Genomic DNA, 19,993 nt, shown 5'->3' with positions numbered 1-19,993 from the left:
TTGCTAATTTTATTAGCAAATTACAACTCTATCATTTTATTTTTTATGGCGTACATAACCAGCCCAATTCGGCTTTTAACACCTAGTTTTTCAAACAACTGGTCGCGGTAGCCATCAACAGTACGTATGCTGATACACATTTGCGTGGCAATTTCTTTGTAGGTAAGTTCGGAGGCTGCCAATTTTAAAAATTCCATTTCGCGCAACTGCAAGGTAACCTGACCCTGCTGCTCGTTAAATGAATTAATTAACAGCCGGGTTACAAATTCCGGGTAGTACACCTCACCTACAGATACTTTTTGCAGTGCCTGCTCAAATTCATGAGGCTCTGAATCTTTAAGCAGATATCCTTTTGCGCCCAATTTGAGCATGGTAAGCACCTTTTCCGGATCTTCCAGCATTGATAAAACTATTATGCGGATCTCAGGATAGTTTTCTTTTAACCACAGCCCTGTTGAAGTACCGTCCATTACGGGCATATGTATATCCAGCAACACAATATCCGGCTTTAACTTTGAAGAAATTTTGCGCACCATTTCTTCCCCGTTGCTCGCTTCAAAAAGTATATTGAATCCTTTAAATTTGTTAATTAATGATGCTATTCCGCTTCTGAAAAGCCGGTGATCATCAACTAAAGCTATCTGGATGTTTTCCATCAGTGTATATTCTTTGTTGTAAAAGGTTTAGGCTAACATTGATACGACAGCCATCGCCTGGTGAACTGGTAATTGTTGCGACAGCACCAATTACATTTGCTCTATTTTCAATATTTATCAAACCAGACCCTGTATTATGGTCTAATGAATTCATTAAAAAGCCAACGCCATCGTCATCGACTCTCAAATTAAACATTTCAGGGCTATATTGCAAACTGATTTTTAAATGCTCTGCGCCGGAGTATTTAATAGCATTGTTCATTGCTTCCTGAAAAATGCGAAAAAGCACCAGCTCGCTTTGCTCCCCAAGTGGGTATATTGTTCCCTGTACTGAAATATCCGCTTCAATAATACCACTTTTATTAAGCTTATTTACTTCGTTTTCAATAGTTTTTACCAGGCCAAGCTTAGTAATATGTTCAAAACTAAGGCTTTTTGAAAGATCACGCAGGTCAGTAATAACCTGCGCGATCAAGTCGCGGTTTTCATTTATTCTGGTCCGCTGTTCGCTGTCCACATCGGTAATCATAGCCAGATTAAGCTTTACAAATGATAAAACCTGGTTAACATTATCATGCAGTTCCCGGCTTACGTGGGCAAATGTTTGTTCCTGCATCTCCAGACGGGCCTTCAAAAACTCCTGCCTGAAGTTGGCCTGCATCACATCCCGCTCTGATCTGTTTTGGTCCTGCCGCCTTTGGTATAATATAACGAAGTAAATGATAAAGCCTGACAGGAACACAAAAAAAACAGTTGCCGAAATAAGCACAACATACAGCTCGCTGCTATTTGGAACACCGTTAACCATTGCTTAGCCGTATCTCTTTTGCATTGTCAATTAACAATGAAATGCCAATCACAACATAAAATATAAGATTAATGGCCACACCAAAATAAACCAGGGGAGCCAGTTCTAACTTGTTTTCTATGAAATAGCTTAGCAACGCAAAATTAAGGAACATAGTAGTTGCGTAAAACAACACGTTGATGTTAAACCAAAACAGGCTTTGTTTAAACAAGCTCTGCTCTGTAGGGAATAACAGCATTTGACGAAATAGCAACAGCGAATAAACCACGTATAGAATATGGGAGGCTTCCAGGATGAGCGAAGGAAATTGTGTTAATTTTTCAAAAAACAACACATTTACTATCTCCAGCATTAACATAACAATAGTTGAAGCAATTATTATATTTTTTACCCGTGTACTTTTCAGCAAATAAAAATACGTTAAAGAAAATAACGCAAATTCGATAACCGCCCAAATATGAGCAATGGGCATATTATTATGATAAATCCTCCCATATACTTTCTTTATACTCTCGCTTATCAAAGTACATAGAATTAATACCGTTAAAGCCTTAAAACCCTTTGAAAGCTTTTTAAAGCGGCTAAAGCCGACAATGGTAATCAGCAATAACAGTATTAAATATACGCCGTATATAATGTCTAAATTCATATCAATCTATCAGATGAGTTCTGTACAAAACGGCGGGCATGGGGTCAGCTGGTCCCAGGTTTCGTACCTGCATACATACGGAGCGGCACCGTTTACTTCCGGATAATCAGGATTGGGCTCGGCGCCTCCAAGGATTAAAGTAAATATATTATCGGTTGAGCCAACATGATCCGGGTGCTTGGCAAAATGTACGCTTACGCCCACGCAGTTTTTATCGCTGAGGATGGCATCCAAACTTCTGCGGCTAATAAAAAATCCATTTAAAAACTGCCCCTCGGGGGTAACCAGTGCCGGTCCGCCCGTTCCTGAGTTTTGAGTTTGATAGTTGTTGATCAAGCTTTGCGCTAATGTTTTGTCGATTACTGATGACATAATTAATCTAGTTAAAGGGTTAAGGTAAATATGGTTTCAAGATAAGGTTTGCCCTAAAAAATCCACCCCGTTAAATAACGGTATTTTTACCGTATTTTAACGTATAAAATACCGTTATTTAACGGGGTAAAAATCGAAATAAATTACATAAGAGCGCATTTTTAATTCCCTGTGTAATAAATTAAAAAAGAGGCATAAACAACGTTCACCTGCTAATGCGTAAATTTTTACAATCAGTTTTTACCAAACCTGTTATCGCCCTTGCCAACCGGCTATCGTCGCGGCCGGATAAAACAAGGGTTGATGCAGCATTAAATCACCTTTATGCTGATATTAAAGCAGGCCGGATTAAAAAAGGGCTGACAATACCCTTTGACGCAGCCACTGACAAATTTGTTATTTTTTCTGACCAGCACAAAGGTGCCAGGGATGGCGCAGATATTTTTAAAAAAGCTGAACCCAACTACCTTGCCGCCCTTGAATATTACAACAGCAACCTGTTTTTTTATATCAGCCTTGGCGACAGTGAGGAGCTTTGGGAAAACCTGATAGTCACCGTAAAACGACATAACAAAGCAACCTTTGGGGCTGAAAAATTATTTATCAACCGCCAGGCTTTTATAAAGATCTACGGCAACCATGACCTTTACTGGGACAACGATCCGCTTGCATCAGTAAACCTCCAAAGCATTTATGGCCGGGAGGTTGATATTTATGAAGGCGTGATACTTAAAACACAGATGGGCGATGTGTCCCTTGAAATATATATGACACATGGCCACCAGGGCGACCTGCAAAGCGATGGTAACTGGTTCAGCAAATGGTTTGTGTCAGATATATGGGGGCCTTTCCAGGCGTACCTCCGGATAAACCCAAACACGCCGGCAAATAATAATACGCTCAAAAGTGATCATAACCGCATCATGTATGAATGGAGCTCGAAAAGAAAAAATACGCTCCTGATAACCGGGCATACCCATCAGCCGGTTTTCAGGTCATTAACTGAGCTGGAGGCATTGTACGACAAACTGGCTGCAGCCAGGGCTGATCATAAAGATTCGGAGGCGATTGAATTACAGGATAAGATTGAAAGGCTGCATTTAAAGATACGCCCACCCGACTTTAAAGGCTATCTGGATACCTATTTTAACAGCGGCTGCTGTTGTTTTGACGATGGAGACATAACCGGGATTGAAATAACCGATGGCTACATTAGGTTGGTTAAATGGGAATATGATGCTGAAAAAAGAAGCGAGAGACTTATTTTGGAAGAGTGCCGGTTAGAAGATTTGAAATTAGCTTTGTAAACACAATTAGCCACTTCATTTCTTACCCATCCAACAAAAACACAAATAGTTCTTTAGGACCATGGGCTCCTAATACCAGTGTTTTTTCAATATCAGCCGTGCGGCTGGGGCCCGTAACATTACTGATCATTGATGGAATATCGCTGCCGTATTTATTTTTTATCAGCTTAAAGCCGTCTTTAAGGTCAAGAACCAGCTGCGAAGTATATGCCAGCACAATGTGTACCGGGGGATAAATGCTTAACCGCCTGCCCGCCATGTTGCCATTTGACAGCAGGACACTGCCATTACGTGCAATCAGGGCTTCGCAAAGGGTAAAACCCACGTCGGCCTGCTCAAAATCTTTATCGGTTTCGTAAAAAGGATATTCAAAACGGGTGAGTACCTCCTGCAGTGCAGGCTCCCAGCAATAGATCTTATGCCACTTACGCTCTTCAGCAAGCTCGAGCAGGTTTTCAATAAACTGCACGTCATCTTCACAAAAAACAAACTGGCCGGATACAGCTGTAAACTGCTCGGCAAAAAGCACCTCCTTTAATTCATCAGTAGGGGGATAATGTGGCAGGTCCTCCAGGTTGGGGTATGGATTATCCCTTTTCTCCAAAAGCGCCTTGCGGATCTTCTTCAGTAGTTTTTCCTTTGATGTAGTTATATCCCTCATTTTTAACCGGAAAGAACTTTAAATTAATTATTACAAGCTTAAAACAAAAAATCCAAAGCTAAAAGATATTTCACTTCTTGCTTTGGACTTTTCACTTTGAGCATTAAACTTATTCTTTAGTATTTGCTTCTTTTTCTTCCGGGTTTCTTTCAAAAGTACCTGAATGATCTGCAACACCTTCCGGTACCAAAGCTTTGGCTACGGGTGTCTGATCTGCTTCCGGTCCGTTCACAAACTCGTCATAAGTAGTACGGTTTTCAAAAGGTCGCTTGCCTAAAATCTCTTCCAGATCACTTTGGAAAAGAATTTCCTTTTCTAAAAGCTTATCTGCTAATTTAATCAGGCCTTCCCTTTTATCAAGCAACAGGTTCTTGGTCATTTGATAAACTTCCGCAATCTGGTTACGTACCTCCACATCAATCAGCTCTGAAGTTTTCTCAGAATATGGTTTATTAAACTGGTACTCGCCCTGGGTATCGTTAAAGGATACATTACCCACCTTGTCATTCATACCATAAATAGTAACCATGGCGTAAGCCAGTTTTGTGATGCGTTCAAGGTCGTTTTGCGCGCCGGTTGAAATCTTACCGAAAGTAATATCTTCGGCCACACGTCCACCAAGTGTCATGCACATGCCGTCAATCAACTGCTCGGTAGTATATAGGAACTGTTCTTTTGGCAGATACTGGGCATAACCCAAAGCAGCCACACCGCGCGGAACAATGGAAACCTTAACCAAAGGATCGGCATGTTCCAAAAACCAGCCTGCAATTGCGTGCCCGGCTTCGTGGTAAGCCACAATGCGTTTTTCTTCGGGAGATATAATTTTGTTCTTTTTTTCCAAACCACCAATAACGCGGTCAATAGCATCCTGGAAATCCTGCATATCAACAGCCTCTTTATTTTTACGGGCGGCTATTAAAGCAGCCTCGTTACATACGTTGGCAATTTCGGCACCGGCAAAGCCCGGAGTTTGTGCCGATAGTTTTTTAGCATCAACTCCTTCAGCCAGTTTAACCGGCTTTAAGTGCACTTTAAAGATCTGCTCGCGGCCAATCAAATCGGGCTTGTCAATGGATACCTGCCTGTCAAAACGTCCGGGGCGCAGCAACGCTGAGTCCAAAACATCCGGGCGGTTAGTTGCAGCAAGAATAATGATGCCTGAATCGGTACCGAAACCATCCATTTCAACCAGCAACTGGTTCAGGGTGTTTTCACGCTCATCATTACCACCTACAATATTGTTTTTGCCACGGGCGCGGCCAATGGCATCAATCTCGTCAATAAATATAATACATGGCGCTTTGTCTTTTGCCTGGCGGAACAAATCACGAACACGTGAAGCACCCACCCCCACAAACATTTCAACAAAGTCTGATCCTGACAGCGAGAAGAAAGGCACCTGTGCTTCCCCGGCAACAGCCTTCGCAAGCAGTGTTTTACCTGTACCCGGTGCTCCTATTAAAAGCGCACCTTTCGGAATTTTACCCCCAAGGTTAGTGTATTTTTTAGGATTTTTAAGAAAATCCACAATTTCCATTACTTCCTGTTTTGCTTCTTCCAACCCGGCCACATCATTAAATGTTACGGATACCTGGGCTTCTTTGTCAAACAGGGTAGCTTTTGATTTACCGATGTTAAAGATCTGACCACCAGGACCGCCGCCTGCGCCACCGCTCATGCGGCGCATAATAAATAGCCAAACAGCTACCAGCAGTACAGCCATTATGATACATTGCACAAACCAGTTTGACAAAAGGCTTTCATGCCCTGGCTCTACACTAACAGGGATCTTTTGTGCATCAGTGAAATCTTTTTCCGCATTGGCAATTGATGTCTTTATGCCTTCGTAGGTAGCGTCTGTAAAAGTGTACTGGGGGCCTTCGGCTGCACCCATATTTAAAGGGCGCTGCTCTTTTTTGGCATCGGCATACTGAGGTTTGCTTAAGCTTTCTTTTTTAATATATACCTCGGCAACAAAAAGGTCACCGCTGCGGTAGGCCACCACTTTTTCAACATCGTGCTGTTTCAGCATTTCCTCGTCAAACCTCTGAAAGGTTATCGGGTTTGATGTGGTAGTATTTAATAAGGTAGCTACAACCAGCAATACCACAACAATAATGGCATAAAACCACATAATGTTTGGTTTTGGCGGCTTGGGCGTATTTTTTTTATTCGGTATTTTCCGGATCGGTTTTGGATTTTCCAATTTATTATCTTTCATTTCTTTACAAGCTCAAACTTACAATCTTTTAATTTAATATTTTATGGTATGATGATGACGCGTGTTTAAACACAATTGTTGCGAACGCTTAGGCGCTTTTATACATTTTAATTTCGGCGTCGCCCCAAAGATCTTCCATTCCATAAAACTCACGTTTATCGGTCCTGAAAACGTGTACAACTACATCTATATAATCCAGCAGTATCCATTCACCGTACTCCAACCCTTCCTTGCGGTAAGGATCCTGTTGAGTGGCTTTGTAAATCTCATCTTCAATGCTATTCGCTATGGCTTTTACCTGTGTGGCTGATTCGGCATGCGTTATTACAAAATAATCGGCCACCGAACTAAATATATTACGAAGGTCTAACCTGATAATATCATTTCCTTTTTTTTCCTGGATGCCATGTATGGCTAACTCAGAAATATAAGCGGATTCACTTAACGCTTTGTTTTTTACCATCAAAAAGAATTAGTTTTGAACGATTTAGTATTTTAAATTATTATACTTTGCAAAATAACATATTTTCGGGATTATTTGTTGGACAAAATTTTATAACAATTAAAGAAGTTGGCTCAACAAATAATTTCCTTAAAGAACTAGCGTCAAATTCCAAGCCAGTGATTGAAGGAACGGTCATTATGGCAGAAAACCAATACGCCGGAAGAGGGCAGCAGCAGAATGGCTGGCACGCTGAACCGGGCAAAAATTTAACTTTCAGCATTTTATTAAAACCTATCTTTTTACCTGTTACGGAACAGTTTGACCTTGTTCGCGCTGTAAGTTTGGGAGTTTTTGATGCTTTAGAACCCTTACTAAGCAATAAATTAAAGATTAAATGGCCCAACGATATTTACTATGGCGACCGGAAACTAGGCGGCATGTTAATTGAAAATATGATACAGGGCGGACAAATTAAAAATGCCATTGTTGGCATCGGGCTAAATATTAACCAGGAAATATTTCCGGACCACCTGCCCGGGGCTATATCGGTAAAACAAATCTTACACCAGGATTATGATTTAAAAGGTTTATTGTCCGAAATTTGCAGCCACATTGAAGCGTGGTATCTTAATTTAAAGGCCGGGAAAAAATCTTTTGTAAGGGAATCTTATTTAAACCGACTATATTGGTTAAACGAAAGGAAATATTTCAGGTCGAAAGGAGAAATGTTTGAAGGTGTTATTGACCGCGTAAAAGACAACGGAATACTTGTTGTTAAAAACAATAACAACCAAGAATTGGAGTTTAGCTTGAAAGAAATTGAATTTTTATATAAATAACCCGCTTATTTATATTATTAACTTCAACATATAATCAAAAACGGGTATTATTTTTACCCCGTTGCCAAAAACCAGGCTGTTGTAAAACAGCTCAACGGCAGTGGCTTATTAACTAATGACTATCAACTAAAAATAGCATATAAAAAATGAAAAAAATCCTATTGGCAGCGGTTGCCCTGGTTTTAAGCTTTGGCGCCAAGGCGCAGATAGAATCGCACGTAAAATGGTCTTACGCCGCAAAAAGGATCAGCGCTACCGAAGCGGTGGTTTTTTTAAAGGCAACTATTGATGATAAATGGCACATTTACGGGCTTGACGTGAAAGATGGCGGTCCTATTAAGACCTCGTTTACTTTCGCTGCTTCAAAAGACTACAGCCCGATTGGCAAACCGGTACAACCGGCTCCGATAAAAAAATATGAGTCCACCTTTAAAATGGACGTTACCTATTTTGAAAAATCGGTAATTTTCCAGCAAAAAATCAAGCTAAAATCGGCCAATGCATCGGTAATTAAGGGCCAGCTGGAATACATGACCTGTAACGATCAGAAATGCCTTCCGCCGGAGGATATTGATTTTTCTATTCCATTAGGTAAATAATTACGGCAGCAAAAATGAGAGCATTTAAAAGCCGTTCTGCAAAAACCGGGTTGTTTTTGTTATTTACCATTGTTGCATTCTTTTTTGCCGGTTTAAGCCCGGCAAATGCTTTGCAAAATAAAAAGGCTGACACCGCAGTATCAGCAAACGATGTTCAGTTTACTGAAATTCCTACGGCAGCCGACAGCGCAGCAGCGTTTCGAAAAAAGCAGGCCCAATTAAAAAAAGCACGGCCAGCCATTGCTCCTGTTGCTGTCGGTGAAAAAAACCAAACACTTTGGGCGATATTTATAGCGGGCTTCCTTGGGGGGTTATTGGCCATTACCATGCCTTGCATCTATCCTTTGCTTCCGTTAACCGTTAGCTTTTTTACCAAAAAATCAGGCTCCCGGTCTAAGGGGATTTTGCATTCCCTTCTATACGGCATCTCCATTATTGTTATTTACGTATCACTTGGTCTTGTCATCACGTTAATTTTTGGCCCTGATGCGCTGAACGCACTGGCAACGAACGGGATATTTAATCTGTTCTTCTTCCTGCTGCTGGTTACATTCGGCGTTTCGTTTTTAGGCGCGTTTGAAATTAACCTCCCCAGTTCACTCGCCAATAAGCTGGATGCGAATTCAGACAAAGGGGGCCTTGTAGGCATCTTCTTCATGGCTGCAACATTGGTTGTGGTATCGTTTTCATGTACCGGACCGCTGGTTGGCAGCCTGTTAGCGGCTGCTGCAACAAAAGGCGACCGCCTTGGCCCGGCTGTAGGGATGTTCGGTTTTTCGCTTGCGCTTGCACTGCCATTTACGCTTTTTGCTTTGTTTCCTTCAGCGTTAAAAAGCTTGCCAAAGTCGGGTGGATGGCTCAACAGCATTAAAGTTGTGTTAGGTTTTCTTGAACTTGCATTTGCGCTTAAATTTCTATCAAACGTTGACCTGGCCTATCACTGGAACTGGTTTGACCGCGAGATATTTTTATCGGCTTGGATCGCTATTGGTTTATTGATGGGCCTATATTTAATAGGCAAGATCAAATTTTCACATGATGACGATCTTCCACACCTTTCAGTGCCTCGTACGTTTATAGCTATAGGCGTTTTTGCTTTTGTTTTTTACATGATTCCCGGATTATGGGGTGCCCCGCTTAAGATAATCAGCGGATTTTTACCGCCGCCCGCCACGCAGGATTTTGATTTATCAAGATCGATGGGGTCAGGATCGGCTGCGCCGGTTCAAAATGTATCTATAAAAGAAAAAAAATATGAGGACTTGTTTAAACGCGGCAAACACGCCGGTTTAAATGAATGGTATGATTACGAGCAGGCACTGCAGGTTTCGAAAGAATTAAAGAAACCTATTTTGATAGATTTTACCGGCTGGAACTGTGCCAATTGCCGCAGAATGGAAAACGAAGTTTGGCCAGACGCGGGTGTACGCAAACGGATGCAGAATGACTTTGTGCTGCTTGAGCTTTATGTTGATGAAAAAGGATCGCTTCCGGCTGCTGAGTTTTATAACTCCTCTTTCAGCGGGAAACAGGTTACTACCATCGGCGGCAAAAACAGCGATTTTGAAACGGTAAAATTCAACACCAATTCGCAGCCGTTTTATGTAATAACAGATAGTGATGGCAAGGTACTCGTTACACCGCAGGGAGCGAATTTTAGTGTTGATAATTATATTAAATACTTAGATAGCGGAATAGCTGCTTATAAACAGTCAAAATAAAAGACAATATAATGAGAAGAGCCCCGGTTACCCGGGGCTCTTCTCATTATATCCCATCTACTTTTAAAAAACACTCCCCCGGCACAAAAAAATAGTGTAAATTCGCGGAAACTTTGAACGACGCCCGGTTTTGCGGGTTTATCAGGTTAAAAGAGCTGTCCGGGTACTTTTCACAGAGCGATACGGCGCCAATTTATAAAAATGACGCAAATAAAAAACATAGGACTTTATACTTCGGGCGGAGATTCGCCGGGGATGAATGCTGCCATAAGGGCGGTTGTACGGTCGGCTATTTATTATGGCATTGAAGTAACCGGCATTCGCCGGGGTTATGAGGGAATGATAAAGGGAGACCTTTTCCCGATGGACCGGAAATCTGTTTCAAATATTATACAGCGGGGGGGTACCATATTAAAAACTGCCCGCAGCGAACAGTTCAGAACACCCGAAGGCCGTAAACAGGCTTACGAACAGTTAAAAAAACATAATGTCGACGCCCTTGTTGCCATCGGCGGCGACGGTACTTTCAGGGGTGCGAAAGCATTCAGCGAAGAGTTTGACATCCCGGTTATCGGCTTGCCCGGCACTATCGATAATGACCTTTGCGGCACTGATTTTACCATTGGTTATGACACTGCAATTAATACAGTAATTGATGCGGTTGATAAGATCAGGGATACGGCAGAATCGCATGACAGGCTTTTTATTGTGGAAGTAATGGGCCGTGATTCAGGCCTGATAGCTTTACGCACTGGAATTGCCGCAGGTGCCGAAACGATATTGATCCCTGAAAGCCCAACCGACATTAATGCCGTATTTGATAAACTGGAAAAGGGCCGTAAAGACAAATCATCAAAAATAATTATGCTTGCCGAAAATGGTGAAGCAGGCGATGCGTTTGAAATAGGGCGCCAGATAAAAGAAAAGTTCCCTAATTATGATACCCGCGTATCGGTATTAGGGCATATTCAGCGTGGCGGAAGGCCGTCGTGTATGGACCGTGTACTTGCGAGCCGTGTTGGTGTTGCTGCTGTTGAAGCTTTAATTGCCGGTCACCGGAACGAAATGATAGGGCTGATCCACAACGAAATTGCCTATACACCGTTTGAACATGCCACTAAGCACATTGCTGAAATTAATCCCGATTTTTTGAAGATTGTGGAGATTTTAGCAATATAAACTTAATAGGATCTTTTAAATATCACGAGGCCGGGTTTTCCGGCCTTTGTTGTTTATTCGAAATGTGGGGCTATCTATAATCGGTGTTGGTACAGGTCAGGGAGACTGGTATTTATCCGGCTGATCAACGTGGATAAAGGCCTTATCAACTATCAGGCGGATCACCTCATCAATTTCATTCCCAACCGTTAGCAAGTGTTCAATAATCTCCTTGTTATCGGGATTAAAGAAGTTCGCTTTGTCCATAATCGCTATCAACCCTAACATACTTGCAACCGGCCGCCTCAATTCGTGCGACGTTAAAGATGCGATGTGGCGCAGGCGCTCATTTTGGTCAATTATGGCTTTTTCAATTTTAAGCCGCTCGGTAATATTACGTGCAAAGCAGCCCACGCCTGTAATTTCTTCCCCGGTGTTATAAATCGGGTTAAAGCTCACCTCGAAAGAGAGAGCCTCCTGCGTTACGGGGTCTGTAAAACCGTCTGTTATGGTATAGATTTCTCCGGAAAGCGCCCGTTGATAATAGTGTTTCCAGCGCTCAATCCGCTCACTATTATACCCCCCGTGTAAGTATGAAAAATCACCTTCTTTTGGTTCTACGCCTGTTAAATGGTCAATTTTTTCACGATAGGCGCGGTTCATGTACACGTAGCGGGTTTCTTTATCAACCGACCAGATTTGATCCTCCGTGTTATTTATAAGTGCTTCCAGGCTGTTTTTTGTCCATACCAGCTCCTGTTCTCTTATTTTTGCCTCTTCCTTATAACGTAATTTTTCACTAACATCGCCTGCAACAACTATCCGGCAATCAAGCCCTTTAAACTTTATGCCGTGGCTGGTAATTTCAGTAAAAATAAATTCGCCGCTTTTACATTTATGCTTCCACGTTCCGGTATGGATAACTTCATTTAAATTGGATTTCGCCAGGTTATTTTCCAACGGGTAACTATCAAACCCTTCAAGGCTATCGGGCCCCAGCAGGTCGCGCAAGGTAAGCGCCAAGAATTCCTTTTCAGCATATCCGTAACGGGAAGTAGCTGCTTTATTAACCTTTAGTATTTTTAAAGATGCTATTTCAAAAACCCACATGGGGTGAGGGTTGTCGTCAAATAAAAACCCAAGTTCCCTAAGAAGAAGATCAGGCATATTTTATTGTAATTGCTTTAGCCATATTTATAAATTTAACTATTATTTTAAATAAATTACATTTAAGAGCCACAGGCTCTTAAAATGTAGTTATTATTTGCGATAGTACTGATATATGCCGGGTTTTGAAAGAATAATTTAAGAAAAAGATGAAAAGGCCTTAAGCCTCAAAGCAACGAAATGTATTGAATTAAAACATGAATTATATAAACCAACCCGTGCCGTCTCCGTAAATTAAAAAGATACTTTCAGGCCTCCGGTCTTTTCTAACCTGCTCATCATAAAATCATTTCCATTTAATAAATATATTTTATACCTTTGCATCCCCGCAGAAAGAACTCCGGGGACAATGTTGAATACATAAAATAAAAAAATGGCAACCAAAATCAGATTGCAAAGACACGGTAAAAAAGGAAAACCTTTTTATTATATCGTAGTAGCCGATGCGCGCGCGCCGCGTGACGGACGTTTTATTGAGCGTTTAGGCTCATACAACCCAAATACAAACCCTGCAACTATCGACATTAACTTCGATAAAACCCTTGATTGGGTTAACAGTGGCGCACAACCAACAGATACTTGCCGTGCGATTTTATCGTACAAAGGTGTTTTATACAAAAAACACTTACAGGGTGGTCTTAAAAAAGGTGCATTAACCGAAGAGCAGGTTGAAGCAAAATTCCAGCAATGGCTTGATACCAAAGATGGAAAAATCACAGGTAAAAAATCAACTTTAGTATCAGCAAAAGACGAAGCACGTAAAACTGCTCTGGCTGCCGAAGCTAAGAAGAAAGAGGCTAAAGCTGCTGCAATTGCTGCAAAAAACACCCCTGAAGTTGAAGAAGTTGAAGCTCCTGCCGAAGAAGAAGGCGAAGTTTCTGCTGAGCCTGAAGCATCTGCTGAAGCTGAAAGCGCTGAGTAATTTCAATTTACAATATTTAACAATGGCGAAGATCCTAACAGGTTCTTCGCCATTGTTGTTTTTTACCTTAGCATAAAGCATTATGACAACCGACGATTGTTTCAGAATAGGCAGCACCATAAAGACAAAAGGATTGAAGGGCGAACTGCACATTTATACCGATTTTGACGGACTGGAAGACATCAGGTTCAATACCCTTTTTATTGAAATAGCCGGCAAGCTGGTTCCTTATTTTGTAAGCTCGATAAAGTACCTTCAAAAAAATGCCGCCTACCTGGTGCTGGAAGATGTGGACACCATTGAAAAGGCAGCATTGCTGGCGAAAAAGGACCTCTACCTCCCCAATAAACTAAAGCCAAAAAAGAAAAAACAGGAATTTACCCTGATGGACCTGAAGGGCTTTACCGCTATTGATGACAATGAAGGCGAACTGGGTGTAATAACCGATATTCATGAATACCCGCAGCAGTTAATAGCCACACTTACGTATAAGAATTGCGAAGTGCTTTTCCCGCTGAACGAAGAAGTGGTTAAAGGCATTGATGTGGTAAAGGAAATAGTCAGGGTTGACCTCCCTGATGGCTTACTGGACATTTACCTGGATTAAAGGTTGGTTGATTGAGTTCAATTGGGTTGAATAAGTTATTTTAATAGCACATATCCAACAATAATAATGGTTTAAGGCCTCATTAAACATACGCATAAGTAGAAATTAAAAATAAGAGATGGAAAACTTTGACAAAGAAATCAGACAAATACAGTTAAACAACCCAAGTGAAATAAACGGAGAGTTGGGTAACTACTTTTCTGTTATTACCCGGGCCAACGGAACCTATAAGGTTATTTGGGGCAAGCCGGTTTCAACGCATATCCGCCATAAAGTTGAGGCATTGGTTAAAAAACATTTTATTCCTGCAGTAAAATAAATGTCAAGTTTATTTGACTTTTGTAAAGTTTGTTTTACATTTGGTAAATCAAACTTTACAAATCATGAAAACGCGCTTTTTATTTCCACATTGGAGCAGGTACGCCGGCTGGTGCCTGATCTTTCTTCATATTCCTGTAATGGTAGTTATGAAGATCTATGCCGGCAATAATTTTAAAGGATATAACCAGGGCATGGATGTGCCGGAATTGTTTACGCCCGACCACCTCTTTTTTATCGCAACTGCGCTGCTTATGGCCGCCGGCCTATTCCTCGTCGCATTCTCGAAGGAAAAAATTGAAGATGAACAGATTTCGCAATTGCGCCTGGATTCATTACAATGGGCGATATATCTCAATTACCTAGTGTTATTTACAACACTGGTGCTTACCAACGATAAGGGCCATATCCTGTATTTAAACTTATGGATTCCGCTGGTGTTCTTTATCGTAAGGTTTCGTTGGATGATCTTCAGGCTTAATCGTTCAATAAAGGAGGGCACCAAATGAAAACGTCATTTTTATTTCCACCTAAACTTAAGTATTTAGGTGCACTGCTGGCCATACCAGGGTTTGTTTTAGGCTACTTTGTTGTTTACAGGAACTACGAGATCCCCGGATTTGAAATTCGCCTGAGAGCAAAAAGCTCGATTTTTTTGAGCGCGATGGAAAACTTTACAAATGAACTTGCACTTACCCTTGTAATTATAGGATTATTGCTGGTTGCATTTTCAAGGGTGAAAAAAGAAGATGAGCTAACGGCCAAAATGCGACTTAATGCCTTATACTGGGCCATCCTGGTAAATTATATTTTATATGCATTTATTATTGTTATCACGCTTCTTGGTTCCTTGCTTAAGGATCCGCCAATTAGCGCAATAATCGACGATTTAACCAAAAACTTCGACTTTTATATTTATAACCTGTTTACACCTTTACTTATTTTTACCGGTCGCTTTTACTTTTTATTATTGCGCAATAAAAACGATTTTGATTTAAAACCGGTACTTTTCCTGCCTAATAAGCCTTACCGCTTTTTGGGTAAATGGATCTCCGCAATCATGGTTGCGGCGGCTATAGCCAGTTTTGCCTTTAAATGGAATGACGTTGGTTATGATGCGGTGTTTATATTGCCGTTTAGTTTATTGTTATGGGTTTATTCGCGCGAAAAGGAAGAGGACGAATTCATCTCATCCACCCGGCTGGAAGCCATGCAGATAGCCGTATATGTAAATTATGCCATCCTGCTGTTGTCAAACTTCTTTGTTTTCGGTGTCGATTTCCTTGGGGTTCAGCTGGTGAACCTGGTAACCATTCCGCTCATTTTTCTTATATGGTTTAACTTTAAGGTGTACCGCATCTCGAGGGAGGCCGAAATTAAAAGCATCTGACATGAAAAACAACATCCGCGTTGAACGCGCTATAAAAAATATAACCCAGGGTGAGCTTGCTGAAGCGGTGGGTGTTTCGCGGCAAACTATAAATACCATCGAAAGCAATAAATACGTACCTTCAACTGTGCTTGCATTAAAAATTGCAAAAGTTTTTAACAAACCGCTCGAAGAAGTGTTTATACTGGAAGAGGGAGACTAAGACGAGCGTTACAGCCGGGGATAAAATCACCAGAAAACCAAAAGAAGGAAAGGTATGGAAACAAAAACAGCCTTTGTACCGCAGTTAATTATCCCCAAGGGGGTAACTGATATCGGCTTTTACGCCAGGGCTTTTAACGCAGTTGAACTCTGGTGCCTCAAAAACGATGATGGCTCGGTACATGTAGCCGCATTCGCCGTAGATGGGGCGTTGTTCCACCTGCACGAGCAGATGCGCCCCGGCGCCTTCAGCCCCGGCACACACAACGGCACAACAGTAACCTTGGGCCTTATGGTTGATGACGTGCGCGCCGTTGTCTCAAAAGCTCTTGAAGCAGGCGCTGCAATCACGTCGCCTGTGCAGGATTATGACTACGGTTACCGCCAGTGCGAATTTACTGATCCCTTTGGGCACCAATGGCTGATAGAAAAAATTCTTGACCCCGACATCTTAACAAAAGGAAATTATGGAAAATAACCCCACAGCAGATTTTGAAACCGCCATCAGGCCTACGCTGTCCGTTAGCAATGGCGCTGCAGCAGTTGAGTTTTACAAGAAAGCCTTTAACGCCGACGAGTTGATGCGGGTTGAAGCCCCGGATGGCGCTATCGTAGCTGAACTATCCATTAACGGCGCACGTTTTTTTGTTGCCGATGGGGCAGGGGCGGAGCATCCCACGCCGGAGAAGGCGGCCAGCATTCCTATCCGGATGGGGCTGATCGTTGCCAATCCCGATGCATTTGCGGCAAGCGCTATTGCGGCCGGCGCCACAGAGGTTTATCCGGTTGCCGACCAGGATTATGGTTACCGGCTGGGTCATGTTATTGACCCCTTCGGCCACCATTGGGAAATTGGCAGGCCGTTGTAACTGATACAGGATTAAAATAAGGAGCATATACTATTATAGTTTTAAAGTTCAAATCCCGCTTTGAAGCTTAATTTCCTGAATAACGGCTCTATTTCCGCTCTTAATTCTATTACCCTATCTTTGCGTTATGCGTTTTGATATCATCTCTGTTTTACCCGGCCTGCTCGAAAGCCCATTTGCACATTCAATATTGCAGCGTGCGCAAAAAAAGGGGGTTGCCGAAATTGTTGTACATAACCTGCGCGACTATTCCACGAGCAAGCAAAAAAGCGTTGATGACTATCCCTACGGCGGCGGCAGCGGCATGGTGATGACCATACAACCCTTTGCTGACTGTATAGAAAAACTAAAGGCCGAGCGGGAATACGACGAGATTATTTTTATGTCGCCCGACGGAGAAACGCTGAACCAGCCGATAGCCAATCAGCTTTCTATCAAGCAGAACATCATCATCCTTTGCGGCCACTATAAAGGCATTGATCAGCGGATCCGCGATATTTTTGTTACCCGCGAAATCTCAATTGGTGATTATGTATTATCAGGAGGGGAATTGCCGGCTGCCGTTTTGGTTGATGCCGTGGTTAGGCTCATCCCGGGTGTGCTTTCAGACGAAACGTCCGCCCTGTCAGATTCTTTCCAGGACGGCTTGCTGGATGCCCCGGTTTATACGCGGCCTGCCGAATGGAATGGATACAAGGTGCCTGATATCCTGCTAAGCGGCAATACGCCCGAAATTGAAAAGTGGCGCTTTGAACAGGCGGTGGAGCGTACCCGGCTCAGGCGCCCAGACCTGCTGGATGAATAACCGGGCGAAAACGATTGCCTTTGCACGAGTGTTTGATTTTAATAAAATCGAATCCGACTTTGTATTAGTTAATCAAACCCATCCAGGCATTACCACCTGTTTATTGAAGGCCGGTCTGATCGATATAAAATAGCAGCGCCTCCCCCGAAATTGTTGACAAAATGATAAATGTGGAAATTTTTAATAAAGGCTTTTTTATATTAAAAAAAATCCCTATAATTGCAATCCGATTTTTACGGGCTAAAAATCGCTTTTAAGAGCTAAAAATCATGGATTTAGTAAAATTTGTTGAAGAACAATCAGTAGTAGTAAGACAACTTCCGAGCTTTAAAGCTGGTGATACGGTAAGTGTGCATTATAAAATCAGAGAAGGAAATAAAGAACGTATCCAGGTTTACCAGGGTGTTGTTATACAACGCAACAGTACCGGGAACACCGAAACTTTTACCGTTCGTAAAGTATCAAACGGAATTGGTGTTGAGCGTATTTTCCCTATCACCTCACCAAACATTGATAAAATAGAAGTAAACAGCCACGGTAAAGTACGTCGTGCTAAACTTTACTACTTACGTGCGCTTACAGGTAAAGCAGCCCGTATCAAATCAAAAAGAGTTTAATTTCCAGCCGTTTTTAAACGCAGGATTTATTTATACCAAAGCCTTTCCGGTTTCCGGAAGGGCTTTTTGCTATTTTACCTTTTCGTATCCTGTTCCTTTCCCCAGTCGCAACATCGCTTGTTAATAATTGTTAAAGTTTTCCGCATTTATAATACGAATCCTATAATTGCAGTTAATTAACAAAAACCGGCATAAGCTGCATGAATAACTTTTTACACCCTTATCTCTTCGTTTGCATGAAAACCCCCTATTTCCGCAAAGTATTTTTGCCTGCATTATTCTTGTCTGTTTTAGTTTTAGCGGTAAGCTGTAAAAAAACCAGCACCACCACCACTACCGACACAGGGACCGCACCAACGGTTACAACGGCCGGGCTCATCATCAACCTTACGTCAACCACGGCGCAAAGTGGCGGAACAATTTCTGATGTGGGCAACAGTTCAATAACGGCGAACGGTGTTTGTTACAGCTCAACCAACAAAACGCCTACCATAACCGATAGCAAAACATCAGAAACAGTAAGCACCAGCGGCACTATACCTATTAATTTTACAAGTAACATTACGGGCTTAACAGCGGGTACCACTTATTATTTACGCGCTTACGCCAGCAACAGCGGCGGCACTGCTTACGGCAGTGTTGTGCAATTTACTACCAGCACGGGCCTGGGCGCAGTGGTTACTGCTGTAACTACGCTGGCAGGAAACGGAACGGTTGGCTATGCGGATGGAACAGGATTAAGCGCAATGTTTAATAATCCCAGCGGGATTGCTGCGGATGCTTCAGGGAAGATTTATGTAGCCGATACCTATAATAACCGCATTCGCGCGGTTACCGCTGCCGGCTTAACCACAACCCTGGCAGGAACAGGGGTAATTGGCTATGCCGACGGCAGTGCACTTGCCGCTGAGTTTTACGGACCTAACGGAATGGCTGTTGACGCACAAGGCAACGTGTATGTGGCTGATTTCGGTAATAACGTTATCCGAAAGATAACAGCAGCAGGCGTGGCCAGTACACTTGCCGGTAATGGCACTGCCGGGTTTGTAAACGGCACAGGTACAGCAGCAACGTTCAACAATCCTGCGGGCATTGCAGTGGATGCATCCGGCAACGTTTACGTGGCCGACCATGGCAACAATGCCATTCGCAAAATAACCGCTGCAGGCGTAGTAACCACCCTTGCGGGCGTTAAAACAGCCGGCTATGTGAATGCAACGGGCACGGCTGCAGCTTTTGATCATCCTAACGGCGTGGCAGCAGACGCCGCCGGAAACGTATATGTGGCCGACCAGGGAAATTCAGCTATTCGTAAAATCACTTCGGCTGGCGTGGTGACAACCATAGCAGGCGGCCCGACACAAACCGACCTGATCAACTATCCCGCTGGTATTGCGCTTGACGCTGCCGGCAATATTTATATTGCTGATGAAGGCGGCCGCATTATGGAATGTACCACAGCCAATGTGCTTTATATCCTTGCAGGTACGTTAAATGTTTCTGGCTTTGTAAACGGTACCGGAACAAGCGCCCTGTTCAATAGCCCGCAGGCTATTACTGTTGATGCTAATAACAACATTTACGTTGCCGACCAGAACAATAACTGCATCCGCAAATTAACAGTAACCCGCACACCATAGCGAGAGGCTAAAGCTAAT

24 protein-coding genes are annotated in these 19,993 nt (G+C 42.5%); 16 read left to right on the top strand and 8 right to left on the bottom strand.

All coding sequences use genetic code 11. From position 1 onward, the window contains the following. Positions 1-20 precede the first annotated feature (20 nt). Genes MuYL_RS02200 through MuYL_RS02185 form a run of 4 tightly spaced genes read right to left on the bottom strand, consistent with a single transcriptional unit; the run spans position 21 to position 2,485 of the window. Positions 21-656 (bottom strand): response regulator transcription factor, encoded by a 636-nt coding sequence (locus MuYL_RS02200; protein WP_094568969.1) that lies wholly within the window; start codon positions 654-656, stop codon positions 21-23. Next, entirely contained in the window at positions 628-1,464 is an 837-nt protein-coding gene (locus tag MuYL_RS02195) for a sensor histidine kinase (protein WP_094568968.1), read from the bottom strand. The genes MuYL_RS02200 and MuYL_RS02195 overlap by 29 nt, the downstream gene beginning before the upstream one ends. After that, positions 1,457-2,113: a hypothetical protein gene (locus MuYL_RS02190; RefSeq protein ID WP_094568967.1), complete on the bottom strand. Its 657-nt coding sequence runs from the start codon at positions 2,111-2,113 to the stop codon at positions 1,457-1,459. Before MuYL_RS02190 ends, MuYL_RS02195 begins: the two co-directional genes overlap by 8 nt. Before the next feature lie 9 nt (positions 2,114-2,122). After that, positions 2,123-2,485, bottom strand: coding sequence for a hypothetical protein (locus MuYL_RS02185; protein ID WP_094568966.1), 363 nt, complete (start codon positions 2,483-2,485; stop codon positions 2,123-2,125). A gap of 215 nt (positions 2,486-2,700) precedes the next feature. Between MuYL_RS02185 and MuYL_RS02180 the strand changes: the two genes are divergently transcribed. Beyond that, a complete protein-coding gene (locus MuYL_RS02180; RefSeq protein WP_094568965.1) occupies positions 2,701-3,792 on the top strand; it encodes a metallophosphoesterase in 1,092 nt (363 codons plus the stop codon). 22 nt (positions 3,793-3,814) lie between these two features. Here MuYL_RS02180 and MuYL_RS02175 read toward each other — a convergent pair whose 3' ends face one another. The 3 genes from MuYL_RS02175 to rsfS all read right to left on the bottom strand — a co-directional run bounded on the left by MuYL_RS02175 (position 3,815) and on the right by rsfS (position 7,140). Then, positions 3,815-4,453 carry a LutC/YkgG family protein gene (locus tag MuYL_RS02175; RefSeq protein ID WP_094568964.1) on the bottom strand — a complete coding sequence of 213 codons (639 nt, stop codon included), beginning with the start codon at positions 4,451-4,453 and terminating at the stop codon, positions 3,815-3,817. Between the two features lie 109 nt (positions 4,454-4,562). Continuing rightward, positions 4,563-6,677 (bottom strand): ATP-dependent zinc metalloprotease FtsH, encoded by a 2,115-nt coding sequence (ftsH, locus tag MuYL_RS02170; RefSeq protein WP_094568963.1) that lies wholly within the window; start codon positions 6,675-6,677, stop codon positions 4,563-4,565. An 88-nt stretch (positions 6,678-6,765) separates the two neighbouring features. Then, positions 6,766-7,140, bottom strand: coding sequence for a ribosome silencing factor (gene rsfS, locus MuYL_RS02165; RefSeq protein WP_094568962.1), 375 nt, complete (start codon positions 7,138-7,140; stop codon positions 6,766-6,768). 47 nt (positions 7,141-7,187) lie between these two features. On the opposite strand from rsfS, the gene MuYL_RS02160 reads away from it, so the two are divergent. From MuYL_RS02160 to pfkA, 4 genes are all read left to right on the top strand, one after another. Further along, positions 7,188-7,961 carry a biotin--[acetyl-CoA-carboxylase] ligase gene (locus MuYL_RS02160; RefSeq protein ID WP_094568961.1) on the top strand — a complete coding sequence of 258 codons (774 nt, stop codon included), beginning with the start codon at positions 7,188-7,190 and terminating at the stop codon, positions 7,959-7,961. Positions 7,962-8,107: 146 nt separating this feature from the next. Continuing rightward, the gene (locus MuYL_RS02155) at positions 8,108-8,560 is read left to right on the top strand and encodes a protein-disulfide reductase DsbD domain-containing protein (protein WP_094568960.1); all 453 of its coding nucleotides are present in this window, start codon (positions 8,108-8,110) and stop codon (positions 8,558-8,560) included. Between the two features lie 14 nt (positions 8,561-8,574). Further along, positions 8,575-10,281, top strand: a complete 1,707-nt coding sequence (locus tag MuYL_RS02150) for a protein-disulfide reductase DsbD family protein (RefSeq protein ID WP_094568959.1) — start codon at positions 8,575-8,577, stop codon at positions 10,279-10,281. 201 nt (positions 10,282-10,482) lie between these two features. Then, the gene (gene pfkA, locus MuYL_RS02145; RefSeq protein ID WP_094568958.1) at positions 10,483-11,460 is read left to right on the top strand and encodes a 6-phosphofructokinase; all 978 of its coding nucleotides are present in this window, start codon (positions 10,483-10,485) and stop codon (positions 11,458-11,460) included. 96 nt (positions 11,461-11,556) lie between these two features. On the opposite strand, the gene MuYL_RS02140 is transcribed toward pfkA, so the two are convergent. Beyond that, on the bottom strand, positions 11,557-12,606 hold the full coding sequence (locus tag MuYL_RS02140) for a PAS domain S-box protein (protein WP_094568957.1): 1,050 nt from the start codon (positions 12,604-12,606) through the stop codon (positions 11,557-11,559). A gap of 373 nt (positions 12,607-12,979) precedes the next feature. On the opposite strand from MuYL_RS02140, the gene MuYL_RS02135 reads away from it, so the two are divergent. The 11 genes from MuYL_RS02135 (at position 12,980) to MuYL_RS02085 (ending at position 19,975) form a co-directional block, all read left to right on the top strand. Then, complete coding sequence (locus tag MuYL_RS02135; protein ID WP_094568956.1) at positions 12,980-13,528, top strand: 30S ribosomal protein S16; 549 nt, start codon at positions 12,980-12,982, stop codon at positions 13,526-13,528. Positions 13,529-13,610: 82 nt separating this feature from the next. Continuing rightward, positions 13,611-14,135, top strand: a complete 525-nt coding sequence (gene rimM, locus MuYL_RS02130; protein WP_094568955.1) for a ribosome maturation factor RimM — start codon at positions 13,611-13,613, stop codon at positions 14,133-14,135. Between the two features lie 118 nt (positions 14,136-14,253). Then, positions 14,254-14,454 (top strand): hypothetical protein, encoded by a 201-nt coding sequence (locus tag MuYL_RS02125; protein ID WP_094568954.1) that lies wholly within the window; start codon positions 14,254-14,256, stop codon positions 14,452-14,454. Positions 14,455-14,518: 64 nt separating this feature from the next. Beyond that, positions 14,519-14,962 (top strand): hypothetical protein, encoded by a 444-nt coding sequence (locus tag MuYL_RS02120; protein WP_094568953.1) that lies wholly within the window; start codon positions 14,519-14,521, stop codon positions 14,960-14,962. Beyond that, positions 14,959-15,843 carry a hypothetical protein gene (locus tag MuYL_RS02115; protein WP_094568952.1) on the top strand — a complete coding sequence of 295 codons (885 nt, stop codon included), beginning with the start codon at positions 14,959-14,961 and terminating at the stop codon, positions 15,841-15,843. Before MuYL_RS02120 ends, MuYL_RS02115 begins: the two co-directional genes overlap by 4 nt. 1 nt (position 15,844) lies before the next feature. Then, positions 15,845-16,045: a helix-turn-helix transcriptional regulator gene (locus MuYL_RS02110; protein WP_094568951.1), complete on the top strand. Its 201-nt coding sequence runs from the start codon at positions 15,845-15,847 to the stop codon at positions 16,043-16,045. Between the two features lie 54 nt (positions 16,046-16,099). Beyond that, complete coding sequence (locus MuYL_RS02105; protein ID WP_094568950.1) at positions 16,100-16,522, top strand: VOC family protein; 423 nt, start codon at positions 16,100-16,102, stop codon at positions 16,520-16,522. After that, positions 16,512-16,913 carry a VOC family protein gene (locus tag MuYL_RS02100; protein WP_094568949.1) on the top strand — a complete coding sequence of 134 codons (402 nt, stop codon included), beginning with the start codon at positions 16,512-16,514 and terminating at the stop codon, positions 16,911-16,913. The genes MuYL_RS02105 and MuYL_RS02100 overlap by 11 nt, the downstream gene beginning before the upstream one ends. A 127-nt stretch (positions 16,914-17,040) precedes the next feature. Further along, positions 17,041-17,718, top strand: a complete 678-nt coding sequence (gene trmD, locus MuYL_RS02095; RefSeq protein WP_094568948.1) for a tRNA (guanosine(37)-N1)-methyltransferase TrmD — start codon at positions 17,041-17,043, stop codon at positions 17,716-17,718. A gap of 269 nt (positions 17,719-17,987) precedes the next feature. Continuing rightward, positions 17,988-18,335 (top strand): 50S ribosomal protein L19, encoded by a 348-nt coding sequence (rplS, locus tag MuYL_RS02090; RefSeq protein ID WP_094568947.1) that lies wholly within the window; start codon positions 17,988-17,990, stop codon positions 18,333-18,335. Between the two features lie 236 nt (positions 18,336-18,571). After that, positions 18,572-19,975 carry an NHL repeat-containing protein gene (locus MuYL_RS02085; RefSeq protein ID WP_170309717.1) on the top strand — a complete coding sequence of 468 codons (1,404 nt, stop codon included), beginning with the start codon at positions 18,572-18,574 and terminating at the stop codon, positions 19,973-19,975. Positions 19,976-19,993 lie beyond the last annotated feature (18 nt).

This window comes from Mucilaginibacter xinganensis (assembly GCF_002257585.1).
In the GTDB taxonomy this organism is placed as follows: domain Bacteria; phylum Bacteroidota; class Bacteroidia; order Sphingobacteriales; family Sphingobacteriaceae; genus Mucilaginibacter; species Mucilaginibacter xinganensis.
The sequence above is the reverse complement of the archived record's forward strand: the minus strand, read 5'-3'. Positions and strand labels throughout refer to the sequence as shown.

Excerpts from the sequence above, each read along its gene's own strand:
- MuYL_RS02200 (WP_094568969.1), bottom strand. The coding sequence starts at position 656 with ATGGAAAACATCCAGATAGCTTTAGTTGATGATCACCGGCTTTTCAGA.
- MuYL_RS02195 (WP_094568968.1), bottom strand. The coding sequence starts at position 1,464 with ATGGTTAACGGTGTTCCAAATAGCAGCGAGCTGTATGTTGTGCTTATT.
- MuYL_RS02190 (WP_094568967.1), bottom strand. The coding sequence starts at position 2,113 with ATGAATTTAGACATTATATACGGCGTATATTTAATACTGTTATTGCTG.
- MuYL_RS02185 (WP_094568966.1), bottom strand. The coding sequence starts at position 2,485 with ATGTCATCAGTAATCGACAAAACATTAGCGCAAAGCTTGATCAACAAC.
- MuYL_RS02180 (WP_094568965.1), top strand. The coding sequence starts at position 2,701 with ATGCGTAAATTTTTACAATCAGTTTTTACCAAACCTGTTATCGCCCTT.
- MuYL_RS02175 (WP_094568964.1), bottom strand. The coding sequence starts at position 4,453 with ATGAGGGATATAACTACATCAAAGGAAAAACTACTGAAGAAGATCCGC.
- ftsH (WP_094568963.1), bottom strand. The coding sequence starts at position 6,677 with ATGAAAGATAATAAATTGGAAAATCCAAAACCGATCCGGAAAATACCG.
- rsfS (WP_094568962.1), bottom strand. The coding sequence starts at position 7,140 with ATGGTAAAAAACAAAGCGTTAAGTGAATCCGCTTATATTTCTGAGTTA.
- MuYL_RS02155 (WP_094568960.1), top strand. The coding sequence starts at position 8,108 with ATGAAAAAAATCCTATTGGCAGCGGTTGCCCTGGTTTTAAGCTTTGGC.
- MuYL_RS02150 (WP_094568959.1), top strand. The coding sequence starts at position 8,575 with ATGAGAGCATTTAAAAGCCGTTCTGCAAAAACCGGGTTGTTTTTGTTA.
- pfkA (WP_094568958.1), top strand. The coding sequence starts at position 10,483 with ATGACGCAAATAAAAAACATAGGACTTTATACTTCGGGCGGAGATTCG.
- MuYL_RS02140 (WP_094568957.1), bottom strand. The coding sequence starts at position 12,606 with ATGCCTGATCTTCTTCTTAGGGAACTTGGGTTTTTATTTGACGACAAC.
- MuYL_RS02135 (WP_094568956.1), top strand. The coding sequence starts at position 12,980 with ATGGCAACCAAAATCAGATTGCAAAGACACGGTAAAAAAGGAAAACCT.
- rimM (WP_094568955.1), top strand. The coding sequence starts at position 13,611 with ATGACAACCGACGATTGTTTCAGAATAGGCAGCACCATAAAGACAAAA.
- MuYL_RS02125 (WP_094568954.1), top strand. The coding sequence starts at position 14,254 with ATGGAAAACTTTGACAAAGAAATCAGACAAATACAGTTAAACAACCCA.
- MuYL_RS02120 (WP_094568953.1), top strand. The coding sequence starts at position 14,519 with ATGAAAACGCGCTTTTTATTTCCACATTGGAGCAGGTACGCCGGCTGG.
- MuYL_RS02115 (WP_094568952.1), top strand. The coding sequence starts at position 14,959 with ATGAAAACGTCATTTTTATTTCCACCTAAACTTAAGTATTTAGGTGCA.
- MuYL_RS02110 (WP_094568951.1), top strand. The coding sequence starts at position 15,845 with ATGAAAAACAACATCCGCGTTGAACGCGCTATAAAAAATATAACCCAG.
- MuYL_RS02105 (WP_094568950.1), top strand. The coding sequence starts at position 16,100 with ATGGAAACAAAAACAGCCTTTGTACCGCAGTTAATTATCCCCAAGGGG.
- MuYL_RS02100 (WP_094568949.1), top strand. The coding sequence starts at position 16,512 with ATGGAAAATAACCCCACAGCAGATTTTGAAACCGCCATCAGGCCTACG.
- trmD (WP_094568948.1), top strand. The coding sequence starts at position 17,041 with ATGCGTTTTGATATCATCTCTGTTTTACCCGGCCTGCTCGAAAGCCCA.
- rplS (WP_094568947.1), top strand. The coding sequence starts at position 17,988 with ATGGATTTAGTAAAATTTGTTGAAGAACAATCAGTAGTAGTAAGACAA.
- MuYL_RS02085 (WP_170309717.1), top strand. The coding sequence starts at position 18,572 with ATGAAAACCCCCTATTTCCGCAAAGTATTTTTGCCTGCATTATTCTTG.